This is a genomic window from Lonsdalea quercina, from assembly GCF_900107885.1.
GTDB lineage: Bacteria > Pseudomonadota > Gammaproteobacteria > Enterobacterales > Enterobacteriaceae > Lonsdalea > Lonsdalea quercina.
This window is the reverse complement of sequence record NZ_FNQS01000001.1, coordinates 306,969-322,860: the sequence shown is the minus strand read 5'-3', so window position 1 is coordinate 322,860 and position 15,892 is coordinate 306,969. Positions and strand designations below refer to the sequence as shown.

The following is a 15,892-nucleotide window of genomic DNA, read 5'->3' as shown; positions in this document are numbered from 1 at the left end:
TTATGCCTCATCGACAGCGTGTATAAATCGGGTAAACAGCGTGGGAAGGTGGGGTTTCAGCCAGTCATAACCGGCGACGTCTTCACCTACCCAGGCCTCAAGAATGATGTCCGGCGACAGCAACGCCATAGCCTCTCGGGCCAGCGGCAGATAGCTAATGTGCCAGGGTTCAATGGCGACGCCACCTTTGTCATGGACATAGGGGCGATAAAAATCGTACGCCCCCATGTGCTCGGTCAGCCAGTGGTTCAGCTCGAAAAAGTAACCGCCGGATTCATATTCCCAGGGTTCGAGCTGCAAGGATTGTTCCGACGGCAGCCGATCGGGATCGTACACATCCAGATCGGTGCCCCAATGGTGTCGGCTTCCCCCGGGCAGAGCGGACCACCTTAAGATCGTCTCGCAGCGTTCCGGGACGTCCATCGACAGGGCGTCCACCGGTTGGCTGTCGTGCGATAACAGCGGCCGCTGTCCGGTAAATTTGCCGTTCCATATCAGCCGTTGACGTTCAAAGTCGCGAAAGGTGCTGGCGGGCTGGAGATTAAATCCCGCCTGTCGCGCTTCCCGCTGTAGCGCCTGAAAGGCGTGTACCGCGCCGGGCTGCAGGCGATGCTGACCCGTCAGCGTCGTCAGATGCTGGTCACTCTTTCCGGTCAGCATGGCATGGGTGATCATGCGATCAATTGCTCCATAATCCGTTGATACATACGGCTCAGCAGCTGTAAATCGGCTGCGTTGACGCACTCGTCCACTTTATGAATGGTGGCGTTCACAGGTCCCAACTCCACCACCTGCGCGCCCATTCGGGAGATAAAGCGGCCATCTGAGGTGCCGCCGGTGGTCAGCAACTGCGGGGTGATTTCGCTGTAGTGCTCGACCGCGTTGACGACGGCATCCACTAACGCGCCGCGTGCGGTCAGAAATGGCTGACCCGATAACCACCAGTCCAAAGTATAGTTCAGCTGATGTCGGTCCAGCAGCTCGGCGACGCGCTGTTTGATGGTTTCGTCCGTCAGCTCTGTACTAAAACGGAAATTGAACTGAACCTGCAGTTCGCCGGGGATCACGTTGTTGCTTCCCGTGCCGGCTTCGATATTGGCGATCTGCATACTCGTAGGCGGGAAGAACTCGTTGCCTTCATCCCATACGGTGGAGACCAGTTCGTTTAACGCCGGCAGCGCACGGTGGACCGGATTGTCGGCCAGGTGAGGATAGGCGACATGCCCCTGAATACCGTGGATACGCAGGTTGGCGGTAATCGAGCCGCGACGGCCATTCTTGACGACATCGCCCGCCCGGCTGGTGCTGGAGGGTTCGCCGACCAGACAGTAGTCCAGACGCTCCTGACGCGCCATCAGCGCTTCCACCACCTTGACGGTGCCGTGCGTCGCGTCGGCCTCTTCGTCTGAGGTGATTAAAAAGGCAAGCCGGCCTTGATGCTGAGGGTTCGCGGCGACGAAGCGTTCAGCGGCGACGACCATCGCCGCCAGCGATCCTTTCATATCCGCCGCGCCACGGCCATACAGCATACCGTCGCTAATCGTGGGTTCGAAGGGAGGATGTTGCCATTGGCTGGCGTCTCCGCTCGGAACCACGTCGGTGTGTCCGGCAAAGGCCAGCGTTTCGCCAGTCCCGCGCCAGGCCCAGAAGTTCTGTGTTTCACCGAAATTCATCTTTTCGACGGTAAAGCCGATGGCTTCAAGGCGTTCAATCATGAGCGTTTGGCAGCCGGCGTCGTCCGGGCTGAGGGAAGGGCGCTTAATTAACTGCTGAGCGAGTTCGATGACGGGGCAGGACACGTTATTTCTCCTCCGCAAAAAATTGCTGGTAGCTGTCGTCGCTGAAGCCGAGCAGCGTTTTCCCATCCTCGTTAACCAGTAAAGGACGTTTGATGAGTGCTGGCTGCTCCAGCATAACAGCTTTTGCCGCAGCGGAATTATCGATCGCCTCTCGTCGGGTTTCGTCCAGTTTGCGCCAGGTGGTACCGCGCTTGTTCAGCAGCGGTTCCCAGCCCAGGCTATCGATAAACGATTGCAGCAGAGTATCGTCCAGTCCATCCGCCCGGTAGTCATGAAAACGATAGTCGATCTGGTGGGCCTCCAGCCAACGGCGGGCCTTTTTGATGGTGTCACAGTTCTTGATACCGTACATGGTCGTCATGGCTAATAAACCCTTTGTTTTTTATTAGGAATTAGTATGCAGATCATACCGTTTAATTCAGGTCCGATACCATACCAATCTATGGGCGTTTTTTCATGTCAACCTGGGGGCGGCTCAGGAACCGGGCGGTCGTTCGCCACGTTAAAACCGGTGTGGATTGAGCGGTTGCTGAAGAAATGAGGAAACCTGAGTAAATAAAAGAGGCTATTATTTGAGGCCCGTTTATTTGGCCTGCCATTTCGGACGTCGTGGTTTTGTCAGGGAAGCGTTGTATGAATTTTGCGCTTCACCTTTAGCTAAAAATGCGTTATCGCCGCGGACGGTCCTTTCCAACCTGTTTTTTCTTATCCCAAAAATTGAATAAAAAATGGCGTTAGTTAGTTGTAAAAAGCATATTGCGGGCGAATGCAGGTCATAAAAGGCGCTGGTCGAATTTTTTAACGCTTTTTATTGCATTTCGTCGATGTTCAGCTGGACAAATGCTTCATCTATTGCTGTACTGTGCATGACACAGAGTTTGTGTCTTTCATTCATGTTAAAGGTAAGTTTGATGTCTAAGATTACAGGTAGCGTTAAGTGGTTTAATGAGTCCAAAGGATTCGGTTTCATTACTCCTGAAGATGGTAGCAAAGACGTGTTCGTACACTTCTCTGCCATCCAGAGCAATGGCTTCAAAACTCTGGCTGAAGGTCAGCGTGTAGAGTTTGAAATCACTAGCGGTGCAAAAGGTCCTTCTGCTGCTAACGTTATCGCTATTTAATTATACCGATTTCTAAAAAACCCGCCTATTGGCGGGTTTTTTTTTTTCAGTGAGTCGCGAGCCAGCTAACGAGAGAAAAAGCGAGCGCGGCCAGCGCCAGCGAACCAACAAAACTCAACACCATATAAAATCCCGCCGTTAACCACTGACCTTCTTGAATCATTCCAAGCATTTCCACTGAGAACGTTGAGAACGTCGTCAAGCCGCCACAAAAACCGGTCGTCACCACCAGTTTCCAATGCGAAGGCAAATCCGGCAAACGAATGAAATAGCTTGCCGCAGCCCCAATGATGGCAGCGCCAATCAGGTTGGCCATCAGTGTTCCGGTAGGTATTCCCGACGCGCCGCTGTTAAAACGCAGGCTCAGCAGCCAGCGTGCGACGCAGCCAATGCCACCACCGAAAAAAACAGCAAATAAATTAGCGTACATGGACATCTTTTATTTCCAAAGCAAGTTGGGCTAATCTCGAAAGAATGGGCATTCGCTAGGCCCTGGGTTCGAGAAGGCGTAGACATCAATAGCCAAAAAGCGGTTATGAAGGAATGTCATCTCGATGGCAAACAGCCGAAGTTTACCCGTTAGCGCCGCGTTTTTGTAGGGAAGAGCATCGGGCGACGGTTTATCGCAGTTTGTGACTCACCAAGTGAGGGAATGCTATGAAAGTTGCGCTGGGCCAGTTTGCCGTACAGCGGCAGTGGCAGGATAACGCGAATACGTGCATCAGGCTGATAAATGAGGCAGCAGCGGCGGGAGCCAGCCTGCTGGTGCTGCCGGAGGCGGTGCTGGCGCGAGATGACGCCGATGCTGAGTGGGGAATCAATCACGCCCAGCCGATAAACGGGCCTTTTGTGAGCCAGCTCCTCTCGGCCAGCGAATCTTCACCTCTTACCGTTGTCTTCACCCTGCACACTCCAGCGGAAGAGGACCGAGTGTACAACACATTGCTGGTTCTGCGTCAGGGGGAAGTTTTGGCGCATTACCACAAGCTCCATCTCTACGATGCCTTCTCTTGGCAAGAGTCTAAACGTGTCACTCCGGGGGGGATACTTCCACCTGTGATCGACATTGACGGGGTGAAGGTTGGCATGATGGTCTGCTACGATCTGCGTTTTCCGGAGATGGCGCGAATGCTGGCGTATAAAGGTGCCGATGCACTGGTGCTTCCCGCCGCTTGGGTGAAAGGCGCGCATAAAGAGATGCATTGGGAGCTATTAAATAGAGCCCGTGCGCTGGAAAATACCTGTTACCTGATCGCCGTGGGCGAGTGCGGCGTCAAGAATATTGGCAATAGTATGGTGGTCGATCCTATGGGGATCGTTATTGCACAGGCAACGGAAGAACCCGCGCTGCTCTATGCCGATCTGAGTTTGGAGCGAATTCAACGTGCGCGCCGCCAATTACCTGTTCTGAATCATAGCCGCTTCGAATCACCTGTATTACGCTGTAAAGGTCACTTCGGCTAATGGATTGCGCCGAGGTACGGGAGTGCCGGTCTTATTTTGTTACAGATGACCGTTGTATTATGATGAAGGCCGTCTTAAAACGGGACAAGGCACAAGTGCTGGCTGTCCCAGCGTATAAAATCAGGTAGGTATTTATGGAAGGTATCAGCATTGCCAAACTGTTGGTGATTGGCGCATTGATCGTTCTGCTCTTCGGCACCAACAAACTGCGTAGCCTGGGCGGCGACCTGGGCGCGGCGATCAAGGGCTTCAAAAAAGCCATGAACGACGACCAGACTCCGGCTAAAACACCGACTCCGGAAGAACCTGCTGCGCTCAACGACGTGCGCAATAAGGAATAATCATTTTCGGATGATGCCGGGCGTGCAGCGGACGGGACCCGTCCGCTCAGTCCTGGTTCCTCGCCGGCAAACTGTAATGAGTTATTGCCGGATAGACCGATTATTTGACCTCTTCGCCTTTCGCCTGCAGGTCGGCGTGGTAGGACGAACGTACGAAAGGCCCGCAAGCGGCATGGGTGAACCCCATCGCCAGCGCTTCCTGTTTCATCTCATCAAACTCTTCCGGCGGCACATAGCGTTTCACTGCAAGATGGTGACGGCTGGGTTGCAGATATTGACCTAACGTGAGCATTGTCACGCCGTGACGACGCAGATCGCGCATCACTTCCACAATCTCTTCATTGGTTTCACCCAGTCCTACCATCAGACCCGATTTCGTCGGGATGTCCGGATGCGCGGTCTTGAAGTTTTCCAGCAGTTTAAGCGACCACTCATAGTTGGCGCCGGGACGGACCTGACGATATAGACGTGGTACGTTTTCGAGGTTGTGGTTGAAGACGTCCGGCGGGCTGGCATTAAGAATCTCCAACGCGCGATCCATCCGGCCGCGGAAGTCCGGCACCAGCGTTTCAATCTTAATCTGCGGACTTTTACGACGGATAGCGCTAATGCAGTCGGCGAAGTGCTGAGCGCCGCCATCACGCAGATCATCACGGTCTACCGATGTGATAACGACATAACGCAGACCCATATCGTGGATCGTCTGCGCCAGCTTTTCCGGTTCATTGGCGTCGGGCGCTATCGGTCGGCCATGCGCAACATCGCAGAAAGGGCAGCGGCGGGTACAGATTGCGCCGAGGATCATGAAGGTGGCCGTACCGTGGTTAAAACATTCAGCCAGGTTAGGGCAGGAGGCTTCTTCACAAACCGAATGCAGTCCATTGCGGCGCATGGCATCTTTAATCCCCTTGATCCGGCTTGAGTCGGCAGGGAGTTTAATCTTCATCCATTCGGGTTTGCGCAGCATATCCTGGCGTTCAACGGCAACGGTCCGTACAGGAATCAAGGCCAGTTTATCGGCGTCGCGGTATTTTACGCCACGTTCGATCTGAATCGGTTTACTCATGTTTGCGTAAGTTCCAGTTCTGAATCGCTGTCATGAATTAACGACTAATTCATGAATCGCGTGAGTCGTTAAACTTTTTTTTAAAAAACTCACAAAATTATATCATCATTGCCCGGTGACAATCAGCCCTCGAACAGGCAAAAAGCATCATTAGTGTAAATGGAATGTAATGATTATGCCGGGCGGCCGGACGAAAAATACGCCGTCGGCTGCGGTTCTCCCTGCTGTTCCCACGCCCAGTCTATCCATTCGCTCTCTGTGTACCCGAGTAGCCGCATAAAGGCGGCGGTCAGGACGGGGGCCGTCTCCTCGATGGTCGCGCTGGGTATGAGATCGCGGATCTGCGTCATTTGCATACCCTCATAACCGCACGGATTGATGCGCTGGAAAGGCGACAAATCCATCGCAATATTAAGCGCCAGACCATGAAATGAGCAGCCATGCCGAATGCGCAAGCCAAGCGAGCAGATTTTTTTATCGCCGACATACACACCAGGGGCGTCCGGGCGAGCGTGCGCTTCGATCTCGAAATGCGCCAACGTATCGACGACAGTCTGTTCAATCGCGCTGACCAACTGACGGACACCGACTTTGCGGCGTTTAATGTCAATCATTGCATACATCACCTGCTGGCCCGGGCCATGATAGGTGACTTGTCCCCCGCGGTCGCTCTGGATGACCGGGATATCTCCCGGCGTCAGCACGTGTTCCGCCTTGCCCGCCTGTCCCTGCGTAAACACCGGGGAGTGCTGAACCAGCCATAGCTCGTCAGCGCTGTCGCCATCGCGTCGTTCGGTGAAGTGGTGCATCGCCAAGGATACTTGCTCGTAAGGGAGTAAGCCTAGCTGACGTATGATGATCTTGTTTTGTTCCACTGGCGTCATCTTCAGAGTCGGGAATGAATGGCGGTCAGTATACTGGATACCGCCGTGGGGGCGAATAGCGCTTGTTGTCTGCGCTGGTCTTCCGGTGGAAATCGTCGACGAAATTAAAGCACCATACGTACGATGTCGATTTTGCCCAGCTCTTCGTACAACGTCTCAACCTGCTCGACGTGCGTTGCGTTAATCGTGATGGAAACCGAATGGTAGTTGCCCTTCGCGCTGGGTTTGATTTGCGGCGTGTAGTCACCCGGCGCATGACGCTGTACGACTTCAACCACCTGATCGACGAGCTCCGGCTGCGCCAGACCCATCACCTTATAGGTAAAGGAGCAGGGGAATTCAAGCAGTTCGTTGAGTTTGGTTTTCATTAAGATACTCCAGAGTGGTTTTCTAACGGTAAGACGATAAAAAGTATAACTCCCGCCAAGGCGGGAGTGTGGTTATCCGTGTGATATGGGGGCTTTATGCCCGAAAACAAGAGGGGATCAGCTGAACCAGCGGTGGAACATGAGCTTCACATAGTCCATCAGTCGGCTGAAAATGCCGCCTTCTTTCACTTCGTTCATCACCACCAGCGGGCGCTGTTCAATGGTCTTGCCATCCAACTGGAAGTTGATGGTGCCGACGACCTGATTTTTGCTCAGCGGCGCGTGCAGCTCAGTGTTGTTCAACACATAGCTGGCTTTCAGATCTTTCATTCGACCGCGCGGGATGGTCATGTAAACATCTTTTTCTACGCTCAGCGCAACGCGATCGCTGTCGCCGAACCAGACCGGTTCTGACGCGAACTCTTTGCCGGATTTCAGCGGCGCCACGGTCTCGAAGAAACGGAAGCCCCAGGTCAGCAGTTTTTTACTTTCCGTTTCACGGCCTTTGAATGTCCGACCGCCAAGCACGGCGGAAATCAGGCGTGTCTGACCTTCGGTCGCTGAGGCGACGAGGTTGTAACCAGCGGAAGAGGTATGGCCGGTTTTGATTCCGTCTACAGTCAGGCTGGAATCCCACAGCAGTCCATTACGGTTGGTCTGACGAATGTTGTTGAAGGTGAACTCTTTTTCTTTATAGGTCGCGTACTCGTCCGGTACGTCGCGGATCAGCGCCTGCCCGATAAGCGCCATATCCCGAGCTGAACTGTACTGCCCTTCGGCATCCAGTCCGTGTACGGTTTTGAACTGGGTATTTTGCAGGCCCAGCGCGTTAACGTAGTTGTTCATCAGGTTGACGAACGAGTCCTGACTGCCGGCGACATAGTCCGCCATGGCGACGCAGGCGTCGTTGCCCGACTGCAGAATAATCCCTTTGTTAAGCAGAGAGACGCTGACGCGGTCTCCGGGCTTCAGAAACATCAGAGAAGATCCCTGAAACTCCGGGTTGCCGGTCGCCCAGGCATCTTTACCGATGGTCACAACATCGTTAGGGGTGATTTTCCCCGCCTTGATGGCTTGGCCGATGACATAACTGGTCATCATTTTAGTCAGACTGGCCGGATTACGACGGGTGTCGGCGTTCATTTCCGCCAGGACTTTACCCGAGTTGTAATCAATCAGAATATAAGCTTCGGCGTCGATCTGCGGCACGCCGGGGATCATGGTTTTAAGGTTGACGTCGTCGGCGTGGGCGAAGGTCGACGCACAGAGTGCCAGTAGTGAGCCCAGCACGATGCGTGGCATAAAACGAGTTGCGGTTTCTGTATTCATGATGGAACAACAACATCCATGGGTATGAGTTAAAAACGAGTCACACTATAGCAGATGAAGATCCTGGGCGGCATCAGATAATACGTTACGCAATTTTGCCGAAGGGTCCCGCCGGGCGACGTCTTGACGGGGAAAGACGATGTCACTTTCGCTTCCCCGGTGGGTATCGGCCTACAGCGTCGTGATAAAAGACTGCTGCTGCGCTTCGCTTGCCAGCCGCTGCTGTAGCTCTAGCGCCTGCTGTCGGCTGGTGAACGGACCTAACTGAACGCGATACAGCCCATTGTTCTGCGTGACATTACCTTGGACATTGAAGCGACTTTTCAGACTACTCAGCCAGGCATCGGCGCGTTGTGAGTCCTTGAGCGCACCGACCTGAACCACTACGTTGCCGCTAGCTGTAGGCGTCGTCACGACTGCGGGCGTGGCCGCCGTTGTCTCAGTCGATTGGGGCGTTTCCAGAACGCCGCTGCGCAGCGGCTGAGGCGCGCCAAGGAATCCGCCGCTTGGGGTCGAATTGGCGGTTGGCGATACGGCTGAGGCGGCGTTGTCTGTGGCCGTATCGGCGACGGGCGGTGTGGTGACGTTGCCGGTTGCCGGGGACATAACCGGCGCGCTCATTCCGCTGGCACTGAGGTTAGGGCGTTCGGGCAGGGCGAAGCTCTGCTTGGCCACGCGGGTGCCGACAGTGCCCGGTCCTGACAGCGTACCGTCGGGCGCCACGCTAATGAAGTCGACTTTGACGCGGGTATTGTTGGATATATTCAGTCGCTCACCCGCGGCGCGCGTCAAATCAATGATTCTACCCGGCGTGAACGGGCCGCGATCGTTGACGCGGACCACCAGTTTTCGCCCATTGCTGAGGTTGGTCACGCGCACATAGCTGGGAATGGGAAGAGTAGGATGCGCGGCGGCCAGCGCATTGGGATCGAACTCTTCGCCAATGGATGTGCGGTTACCCGAGAGTTCTTCACCGTACCAGGTCGCCAAACCGGTCTGGCTGAAGTTCTGCGGATTTTTGACGATTTTGTAGCTTCGGCCGTTAACGGTGTAATCCTGCATTGTGGAAGGATTAAATGGTTCATAGCGCGGCTCCGCGCCGCCGATTTCTTCGACAGGGCCGTTGTAAACCGCCGGCGCGGCGGGCGCGGACCTCGCCTGTTCCGTCTCGGCGCTACAGCCAGACAACAGCAGACCGAGCGCTAAAATTCCTAGCCAATTCTTACGCATTGCCCACCTCTATAAGCTTTTGGATAACATTTTGCGGTGAGTATGTATCGACATGACGATACCGAATCCCGCCATCAAGACCACCAGAGCCGATCCGCCATAGCTGACCAGTGGCAGCGGTACACCGACCACGGGCAGAATACCACTGACCATGCCGATGTTGACGAAAACGTAGACAAAGAAGATTAGCATCAAACCGCCGACCATGACGCGGCCAAAGGAGTTTTGCGCGTTGGCGGCGATCACCAGACCGCGCATAATCAGGAACAGATAAAGCGTCAGCAGGATCAGTACGCCGATCAGGCCAAGCTCTTCCGCCAAAACGGCGAAGATGAAGTCGGTATGGCGTTCCGGCAGGAACTCCAGCTGCGACTGCGTGCCCTGCAACCAGCCTTTGCCGGAAAGGCCGCCAGAACCGATGGCGATTTTGGACTGGATAATATGATAACCCGCCCCCAAAGGATCGCTTTCCGGGTCCAGCAGCATCATTACCCTATCTCGCTGATAGTCGTGCATCAGGAAGAACCAAAGAATGGGAATGAAGGCGGCCAGCAGCAGTGCGGCGAAGCCAATCAGTCGCCAGCTCATCCCCGCGAGAAAGAGAACGAACAGGCCTGACGCGCAGATCAGAATCGACGTTCCCAGATCAGGCTGCGCCGCCACCAGCAGCGTAGGCACGAAAATCAAGGCCAGCGCAATGGCGGTATTTTTCAGGGATGGAGGACACATATCGCGGTTGATATAGCGCGATACCATCAATGGAACCGCAATTTTGGCGATCTCGGACGGCTGGAACCGGACCACGCCCAGATCCAACCAGCGCTGCGCGCCTTTACTAATCTGGCCGAACACGTCCACTAATACCAGCAGGATCACGCACACGACATATAAGTAGGGCGCCCAGCCTTCGTACACACGGGGCGGGATCTGCGCCATGATGATCATCACAATCAGGCCGAGCACGCATTGAGCGACTTTGCGCTCCATCATATCAATGTTCTGCCCGCTGGCGCTCCACATGACAATCAGGCTGTAGGAGAGCAGTGCCAGTACGCAGAGTAGAAACGGGAGGTCAATATGGATCTTGGTCCAAAATGAGCCTTTTTGTTGGCTGTCGGTCATGAATTTGCCTACTCAGTTTCACTGCCGGGAGGCGCGGGGGGCGCGACCGGGAGATTGACGTTGTTGTCGCCCAAAATAATATGGTCGAGGATCTGACGCACGATAGTCCCGACTGCGGGTCCGGCGCCGCCGTTTTCCAAAATGATGGTCATGGCCACTTTAGGGTCATTGTACGGGGCGAAAGCTACCATGAGCTTGTGATCGCGCAGCCGTTCAGCAATTTTATGAGCGTTATAGGTCTCATTTTCCTTCAGGCCGAATACCTGCGCCGTACCGGACTTGGCCGCGATTTTGTACGGCGAGTCAGCAAAGCTTTTGTGCGCAGTGCCGTTGGCGCGGTTGGCTACGCCATACATGCCGTCTTTGACCAGTTCCCAATAGCCCGAGTGAATATCGCCAATCTGCGTATGCTCTCGCTGTGCGAAAGGCACTTTGACGCCATGCTCCTGCGTGCTGGCGAGCAGATGCGGCGTTTTAACCTGACCGTCATTGATCAGCGTCGTCAGCGCTTTCAGCATTTGGATGGGCGTTGCGGTCCAGTAGCCCTGACCGATACCGACTGGGATGGTATCGCCCTGATACCACGGTTTTTTATATCGCCGCATTTTCCAGTCGCGCGTCGGCATGATCCCGGCGCGCTCTTCAGACAAATCGATACCGGTATAGTCCCCGTAACCGAATTTCGTCATCCATTCAGACAGGCGATCGATGCCCATATCGTAGGCGACCTGGTAGAAATAGGTATCCGCCGACTCTTCCAGCGCTTTGGTCAGATTAAGCCGTCCGTGTCCCCATTTCTTCCAGTCGCGGAAGCGTTTTTCCGAACCCGGAAGCTGCCACCAACCCGGGTCGAACAGCGACGTATTGGGCGTAATGACGCCCGCCGTCAGCGCGGAAACTGCGATATAGGGTTTTACGGTAGAAGCCGGCGGATAGACGCCTTGCGTGGCACGGTTGATGAGCGGACGGTTGGGGTCGTTGAGCAGCGTGCGATAATCTTTGCCTGAAATGCCGTCGACAAACAGGTTTGGGTTGTAGCTGGGCGTAGAGACCATCGCCAAAAGACCGCCGTCGCGCGGATCGGTGACGATGACGGCGGCCCGGCTGCCTTCCAACAGTTTTTCGATGTAAATCTGTAGATTCAGATCCAGCGTCAGATAGATATCTTTGCCGGCCTGCGGCGGCTGCTCATGCAGCTGGCGAATGACGCGGCCGCGGTTATTGACTTCAACCTCTTCATAGCCCGGTTTGCCGTGCAGCAGGTCTTCGTAGTAGCGCTCAATGCCGAGTTTGCCGATATCGTGCGTTGCCGCGTAGTCCGCCAGCTTGTCCTCTTTCGCCAGCCGGTCGAGATCCCGGTCGTTGATTTTGGATACGTAGCCGATGACGTGGGTCAGCGCAGATCCGTAGGGATAGTAGCGGCGCTGGTAGCCTTTGACTTCAACGCCGGGGAAGCGATATTGGTTCACCGCAAAGCGCGCGACCTGCACATCGGACAGGCCGGTTTTCACCGCGATTGAGGTGAAACGGCGCGAACGCTTGCGCTCTTTGCGGAAAGCATCCAGGTCTTCGTCGGTAAGATCGGCGATGGGCTTCAGTGCGTCCAGCGTGGCTTCGAGATTATTGACCTTTTCGGGGATCAGCTCTAGCTGGTAAATGGTCCGGTTCAGGGCCAGCGGCGTGCCGTTGCGGTCATAGATAATGCCACGGCTGGGCGCGATAGGGACCAGCTTTATGCGGTTTTCGTTGGAACGGGTGCGGTAGTCGTCAAAGCGTGAAATCTGTAGATGGTACAGATTGACAACGAGGATGCCGATCAGCAGCAGAATGCCCAAAAACGCCACCAGCGCGCGGCGTACAAACAGGGCCGACTCAGCCGTATAATCACGAAAAGGTTTACGCTCTATGTTCATCCGGCAGGATCAGTTCTGATAGTTCATGGTATCGCCTTACTCCCGGTGGTAAGGATGGTTAGCCGTAATGCTCCAGGCACGGTATAGGCTCTCTGCCACCAGCACGCGCACCAGCGGGTGGGGCAGCGTCAATGGGGACAGTGACCAGCTCTGTTCGGCCGCCGCCTTGCACTGCGGCGACAGGCCTTCCGGCCCGCCAATCAGCAAACTCACGTTGCGTCCGTCCCGTTTCCAACGTTCCAGCTGTTGGGCCAACTGCGGGGTTTCCCACTGTGAGCCGGGAATATCCAGCGTCACAATCAGGTTGCCTTTTCCCACGGCGGCCAGCATTTGTTCGCCTTCTCGCTCAAGAATGCGGCGAATATCGGCGTTTTTGCCCCGTTTCCCGGCAGGGATCTCCACCAGTTCCAGTGGCATATCCTTTGGGAAACGGTGCAAATAATCGCTAAATCCGGTCTGCACCCAGTCGGGCATTTTGGTGCCCACGGCGACCAGTTGCAGTTTCATATCAACTCCAGAGCTTTTCCAGTTCGTACAGTTGACGGCTGTCTTCCTGCATGACATGGACAATCACGTCGCCCAGGTCGACAACAACCCAGTCAGCCAGCGCTTCGCCTTCTACGCCCAGCGGGAGCAGACCGGCGGCGCGAGATTCCTGCACGACGTGGTCGGCGATGGACGCGACGTGGCGGCTGGAAGTTCCGGTACAGATGATCATGCAGTCTGTGATGCTGGACTTATTGGTGACGTCCAACGCCACGATATCCTGACCTTTTAGGTCGTCGATTTTATCAATAACGAAGTCTTGGAGTGCTTGGCCTTGCAAATGTTCCCCCTGGGGTAATGTTAATCAGCCTGAGCTTGATGGGCGGAGCGATGTCGCTTTCAGCATGCGCGCAAAAGCGTGGCGAGTCTGCCGCGGCAGGCCGGTTGCCTGCCGTTCGAACCAGCGGCGGAGTATACCATGCAGTCATGTTGAGTGGTATAAAGCCGTCGCTATCGGTACAGCCCGTGTGTGTCTATATAATTCAGCACGGGGGCGGGCAAAAGGTCGCTGCAGTCGCGCCCCTGTTGCCTGCGCTGACGGATTTCAGTCGCAGAAATGGGGAGCAGCGGAGTGTTCGCCAGATAGATTAACCCGTGCGGACGCTGATGCAACTGGCTAACCTCGGTAGTGTGACGGGACGTCAGCCATTGCTGCAATTCAGGGGTTTCCAGCGTGCGGCTATAGCCTGGGCGGGCGCATACCAGCAGGTGGCAATAGGACAGCATTTCCTGCCAGCGATGCCAGTGATGCAGCGTGAGCAGCGAATCCTGACCGATGATAAACGCCAAAGGTGCCGTCGGCCCGGCTTCCTGTCTTAACGCTTCCAATGTCTCAATCGTGTATGAAGGCGTTTCCCGCTGGAGTTCGCGGTCATCGATGCGGAAAAGCGGGTGATGCGCGATCGCCAGCGTGGCCATTTCTTTACGCTGGCGGGCGTTGGCTTCAGGTTGTTCGCGGTGAGGGGGAACATTATTGGGCAGCAGGACGACCTGCCGCAGTCCGACTTCGGCCGCCAGCGCGGCGACGGGGCGCAGGTGACCGAAGTGAATGGGGTCGAACGTACCGCCGAAGTAGGCGGTCAGTTCGCTAGTGGTATCCGGGATTGGCAAATCAGTAGACCTCAATCAGACTATTGGGCAGGGCTTTTCCACACAAGATCATCGCCAGCGTCTCCAGCTCTGCCCAAATAGGTTGGCCATAATTCTGTTTCAGGGTGATTTCCAGCCTGGCAAGCAGGGTGATGGCCTGTTGTAACTGTTCCAACGACAGGCGCTGCAACGCATGCGTCATCAGGGGGCGGCGGTTTTGCCAAATCTTATGTTGGTCAAACAAGGTGCGCAGCGGGGTGGCGACCATCTGCCGTTTCAGTTGCAGCAGCAGCAACAGTTCACGCTGCACGGTTCGCAGCAGAATGACGGGTTCGCACTCTTCCAGACGTAGCTGGTGCAGGATGTGCCAGGCGCGTTTGCTTTTTCCCGCCAGGAGCGCGTCCAGCCAATGAAACGGCGAAAAATGCGCGGCATCGCTGACGGCCTGTTCAACACGAGGCAGCGGAAGTTTGCCGTCGGGGTAGAGTAAAGATAGACGTTCCAGCGCCTGGGACAGCGCCAGCAGGTTGCCTTCATAGCAGTAGCAGAGGAGCTGGCAGGCTGGCTCATCCAGTTCCAGCTTCATACTCTTGGCGCGTTGCATGACCCAGCGCGGAAGCTGCTCTTGCTCGGGCGTCATGCAGGGCACGTAGATGCTTTTCTGCGACAAGGCTTTGAACCAGGCGCTGTTCTCCTGAGCGCGGGTGAGCTTGGCGCCGCGCAAAATCAGCAGAACGTCAGGATGGAGTAGCCCGGCGAGTTTCACCAGTTGTTCGCCTATCGGCGCGCCGGGACCGGAGTCTGGCAGTGTCAGCGACAATATCTGTCGTGATGAGAATAAGCTCAGCGCCTGACAGGCGCCGAAAATGGCGTCCCAGTCAGTCGTGTTATCCAGCGTAAACCGGAATTGTTCGTGAAAATCTTGCTGTTGAGCGGTATGGCAGATGTGATCCTGACTTTCCTGCAGCAGCAGTGGATCGTTGCCGAATAGCAGATAACAACCGCGCAGCCCCTCTCGGAGCTGCGCGGCGAGTTGCTCAGGATAAATCCGTGTCATGAACGTGCGGGAGCGGCTGGAGCAGAGGGCGGTGTTTCTTTGTTCTGCTCGATGTTTTTGCTTCCCTTCACGGTCAACAGGCTACGTACCAGCTGTTGTGCTGCCTGCTCGCGCATTTCCTGCATAATAATATCCTGCTCGGCATCTTTGGCGAGCGCCGTGAGCGGGTTATCGAAGAAGGTGCGGAAGACTTTGACGTTTATCGGGTAGATATCGTCTCCTGGCATCAGCACCTGCGCTTTCAGCTCCATGACAAACTGGTATTCGGCAGCCTTACCATCTTGGAAAACAGACGCAGTGCTGCGCGCCAGCGTCGTATTCAGCACGCGCAGGGACGGAATGTCCTGGCGTTTTGAATTCTCAACGATGTTCACATTGTTGAGACGAAGCTGTTCGCGCACCGCGCGCGTCATCGGCCCATACGGGTCTGAGCTATCCAGAATCAGGTTATGCAACTGATGCGGCACCTGAGTCGTGCCGCGCAGATGAAAACCGCAACCGGCGGTGATAAGTACCGCCAGTCCCAGCAACAACGTCAATAGTGGGTGTCGCACAAGTTCCTC

The 15,892-nt window shown here is 55.4% G+C and carries 19 protein-coding genes; 3 read left to right on the top strand and 16 right to left on the bottom strand.

The window, feature by feature from the left end; all coding sequences use genetic code 11:
• Genes BLU64_RS01485 through BLU64_RS01475 form a run of 3 tightly spaced genes read right to left on the bottom strand, consistent with a single transcriptional unit; the run spans position 1 to position 2,160 of the window.
• On the bottom strand, positions 1-675 hold the full coding sequence (locus tag BLU64_RS01485; protein ID WP_026742786.1) for a M15 family metallopeptidase: 675 nt from the start codon (positions 673-675) through the stop codon (positions 1-3).
• Complete coding sequence (gene dapE, locus BLU64_RS01480) at positions 672-1,799, bottom strand: succinyl-diaminopimelate desuccinylase (RefSeq protein ID WP_026742785.1); 1,128 nt, start codon at positions 1,797-1,799, stop codon at positions 672-674. Before dapE ends, BLU64_RS01485 begins: the two co-directional genes overlap by 4 nt.
• 1 nt (position 1,800) lies before the next feature.
• The gene (locus BLU64_RS01475) at positions 1,801-2,160 is read right to left on the bottom strand and encodes an ArsC family reductase (RefSeq protein ID WP_026742784.1); all 360 of its coding nucleotides are present in this window, start codon (positions 2,158-2,160) and stop codon (positions 1,801-1,803) included.
• 550 nt (positions 2,161-2,710) lie between these two features.
• Here BLU64_RS01475 and cspE point away from each other — a divergent pair.
• Positions 2,711-2,920: a transcription antiterminator/RNA stability regulator CspE gene (gene cspE, locus BLU64_RS01470; RefSeq protein ID WP_026738919.1), complete on the top strand. Its 210-nt coding sequence runs from the start codon at positions 2,711-2,713 to the stop codon at positions 2,918-2,920.
• A gap of 46 nt (positions 2,921-2,966) precedes the next feature.
• On the opposite strand, the gene crcB is transcribed toward cspE, so the two are convergent.
• On the bottom strand, positions 2,967-3,350 hold the full coding sequence (gene crcB / locus BLU64_RS01465) for a fluoride efflux transporter CrcB (protein WP_074727865.1): 384 nt from the start codon (positions 3,348-3,350) through the stop codon (positions 2,967-2,969).
• Positions 3,351-3,577: 227 nt separating this feature from the next.
• On the opposite strand from crcB, the gene BLU64_RS01460 reads away from it, so the two are divergent.
• Both BLU64_RS01460 and tatE read left to right on the top strand, forming a co-directional pair.
• Complete coding sequence (locus tag BLU64_RS01460) at positions 3,578-4,384, top strand: deaminated glutathione amidase (RefSeq protein WP_026742782.1); 807 nt, start codon at positions 3,578-3,580, stop codon at positions 4,382-4,384.
• A gap of 134 nt (positions 4,385-4,518) precedes the next feature.
• Positions 4,519-4,725: a twin-arginine translocase subunit TatE gene (gene tatE, locus BLU64_RS01455; RefSeq protein ID WP_026742781.1), complete on the top strand. Its 207-nt coding sequence runs from the start codon at positions 4,519-4,521 to the stop codon at positions 4,723-4,725.
• 100 nt (positions 4,726-4,825) lie between these two features.
• On the opposite strand, the gene lipA is transcribed toward tatE, so the two are convergent.
• The 12 genes from lipA to lptE form a co-directional block, all read right to left on the bottom strand.
• Positions 4,826-5,791 (bottom strand): lipoyl synthase, encoded by a 966-nt coding sequence (gene lipA / locus BLU64_RS01450; RefSeq protein ID WP_026742780.1) that lies wholly within the window; start codon positions 5,789-5,791, stop codon positions 4,826-4,828.
• A gap of 173 nt (positions 5,792-5,964) precedes the next feature.
• On the bottom strand, positions 5,965-6,675 hold the full coding sequence (lipB, locus tag BLU64_RS01445) for a lipoyl(octanoyl) transferase LipB (protein WP_026742779.1): 711 nt from the start codon (positions 6,673-6,675) through the stop codon (positions 5,965-5,967).
• A 104-nt stretch (positions 6,676-6,779) separates the two neighbouring features.
• Positions 6,780-7,043: a DUF493 family protein YbeD gene (ybeD, locus tag BLU64_RS01440; RefSeq protein WP_026738925.1), complete on the bottom strand. Its 264-nt coding sequence runs from the start codon at positions 7,041-7,043 to the stop codon at positions 6,780-6,782.
• Positions 7,044-7,160: 117 nt separating this feature from the next.
• A complete protein-coding gene (gene dacA / locus BLU64_RS01435) occupies positions 7,161-8,372 on the bottom strand; it encodes a D-alanyl-D-alanine carboxypeptidase DacA (protein WP_026742777.1) in 1,212 nt (403 codons plus the stop codon).
• A gap of 171 nt (positions 8,373-8,543) precedes the next feature.
• Entirely contained in the window at positions 8,544-9,602 is a 1,059-nt protein-coding gene (rlpA, locus tag BLU64_RS01430) for an endolytic peptidoglycan transglycosylase RlpA (RefSeq protein ID WP_026742776.1), read from the bottom strand.
• Between the two features lie 9 nt (positions 9,603-9,611).
• A complete protein-coding gene (gene mrdB, locus BLU64_RS01425; protein WP_026742775.1) occupies positions 9,612-10,724 on the bottom strand; it encodes a peptidoglycan glycosyltransferase MrdB in 1,113 nt (370 codons plus the stop codon).
• Positions 10,725-10,732: 8 nt separating this feature from the next.
• The gene (gene mrdA / locus BLU64_RS01420; protein ID WP_026742774.1) at positions 10,733-12,637 is read right to left on the bottom strand and encodes a peptidoglycan DD-transpeptidase MrdA; all 1,905 of its coding nucleotides are present in this window, start codon (positions 12,635-12,637) and stop codon (positions 10,733-10,735) included.
• 36 nt (positions 12,638-12,673) lie between these two features.
• Positions 12,674-13,144 carry a 23S rRNA (pseudouridine(1915)-N(3))-methyltransferase RlmH gene (gene rlmH / locus BLU64_RS01415; RefSeq protein WP_074727741.1) on the bottom strand — a complete coding sequence of 157 codons (471 nt, stop codon included), beginning with the start codon at positions 13,142-13,144 and terminating at the stop codon, positions 12,674-12,676.
• A gap of 1 nt (position 13,145) precedes the next feature.
• On the bottom strand, positions 13,146-13,463 hold the full coding sequence (rsfS, locus tag BLU64_RS01410) for a ribosome silencing factor (protein WP_026738931.1): 318 nt from the start codon (positions 13,461-13,463) through the stop codon (positions 13,146-13,148).
• Between the two features lie 170 nt (positions 13,464-13,633).
• Positions 13,634-14,293, bottom strand: a complete 660-nt coding sequence (nadD, locus tag BLU64_RS01405; RefSeq protein ID WP_026742772.1) for a nicotinate-nucleotide adenylyltransferase — start codon at positions 14,291-14,293, stop codon at positions 13,634-13,636.
• A 1-nt stretch (position 14,294) separates the two neighbouring features.
• Positions 14,295-15,329 (bottom strand): DNA polymerase III subunit delta, encoded by a 1,035-nt coding sequence (holA, locus tag BLU64_RS01400; RefSeq protein ID WP_074727739.1) that lies wholly within the window; start codon positions 15,327-15,329, stop codon positions 14,295-14,297.
• Positions 15,326-15,883: an LPS assembly lipoprotein LptE gene (lptE, locus tag BLU64_RS01395; protein WP_026742770.1), complete on the bottom strand. Its 558-nt coding sequence runs from the start codon at positions 15,881-15,883 to the stop codon at positions 15,326-15,328. Before lptE ends, holA begins: the two co-directional genes overlap by 4 nt.
• Between the last annotated feature and the right edge of the window lie 9 nt (positions 15,884-15,892).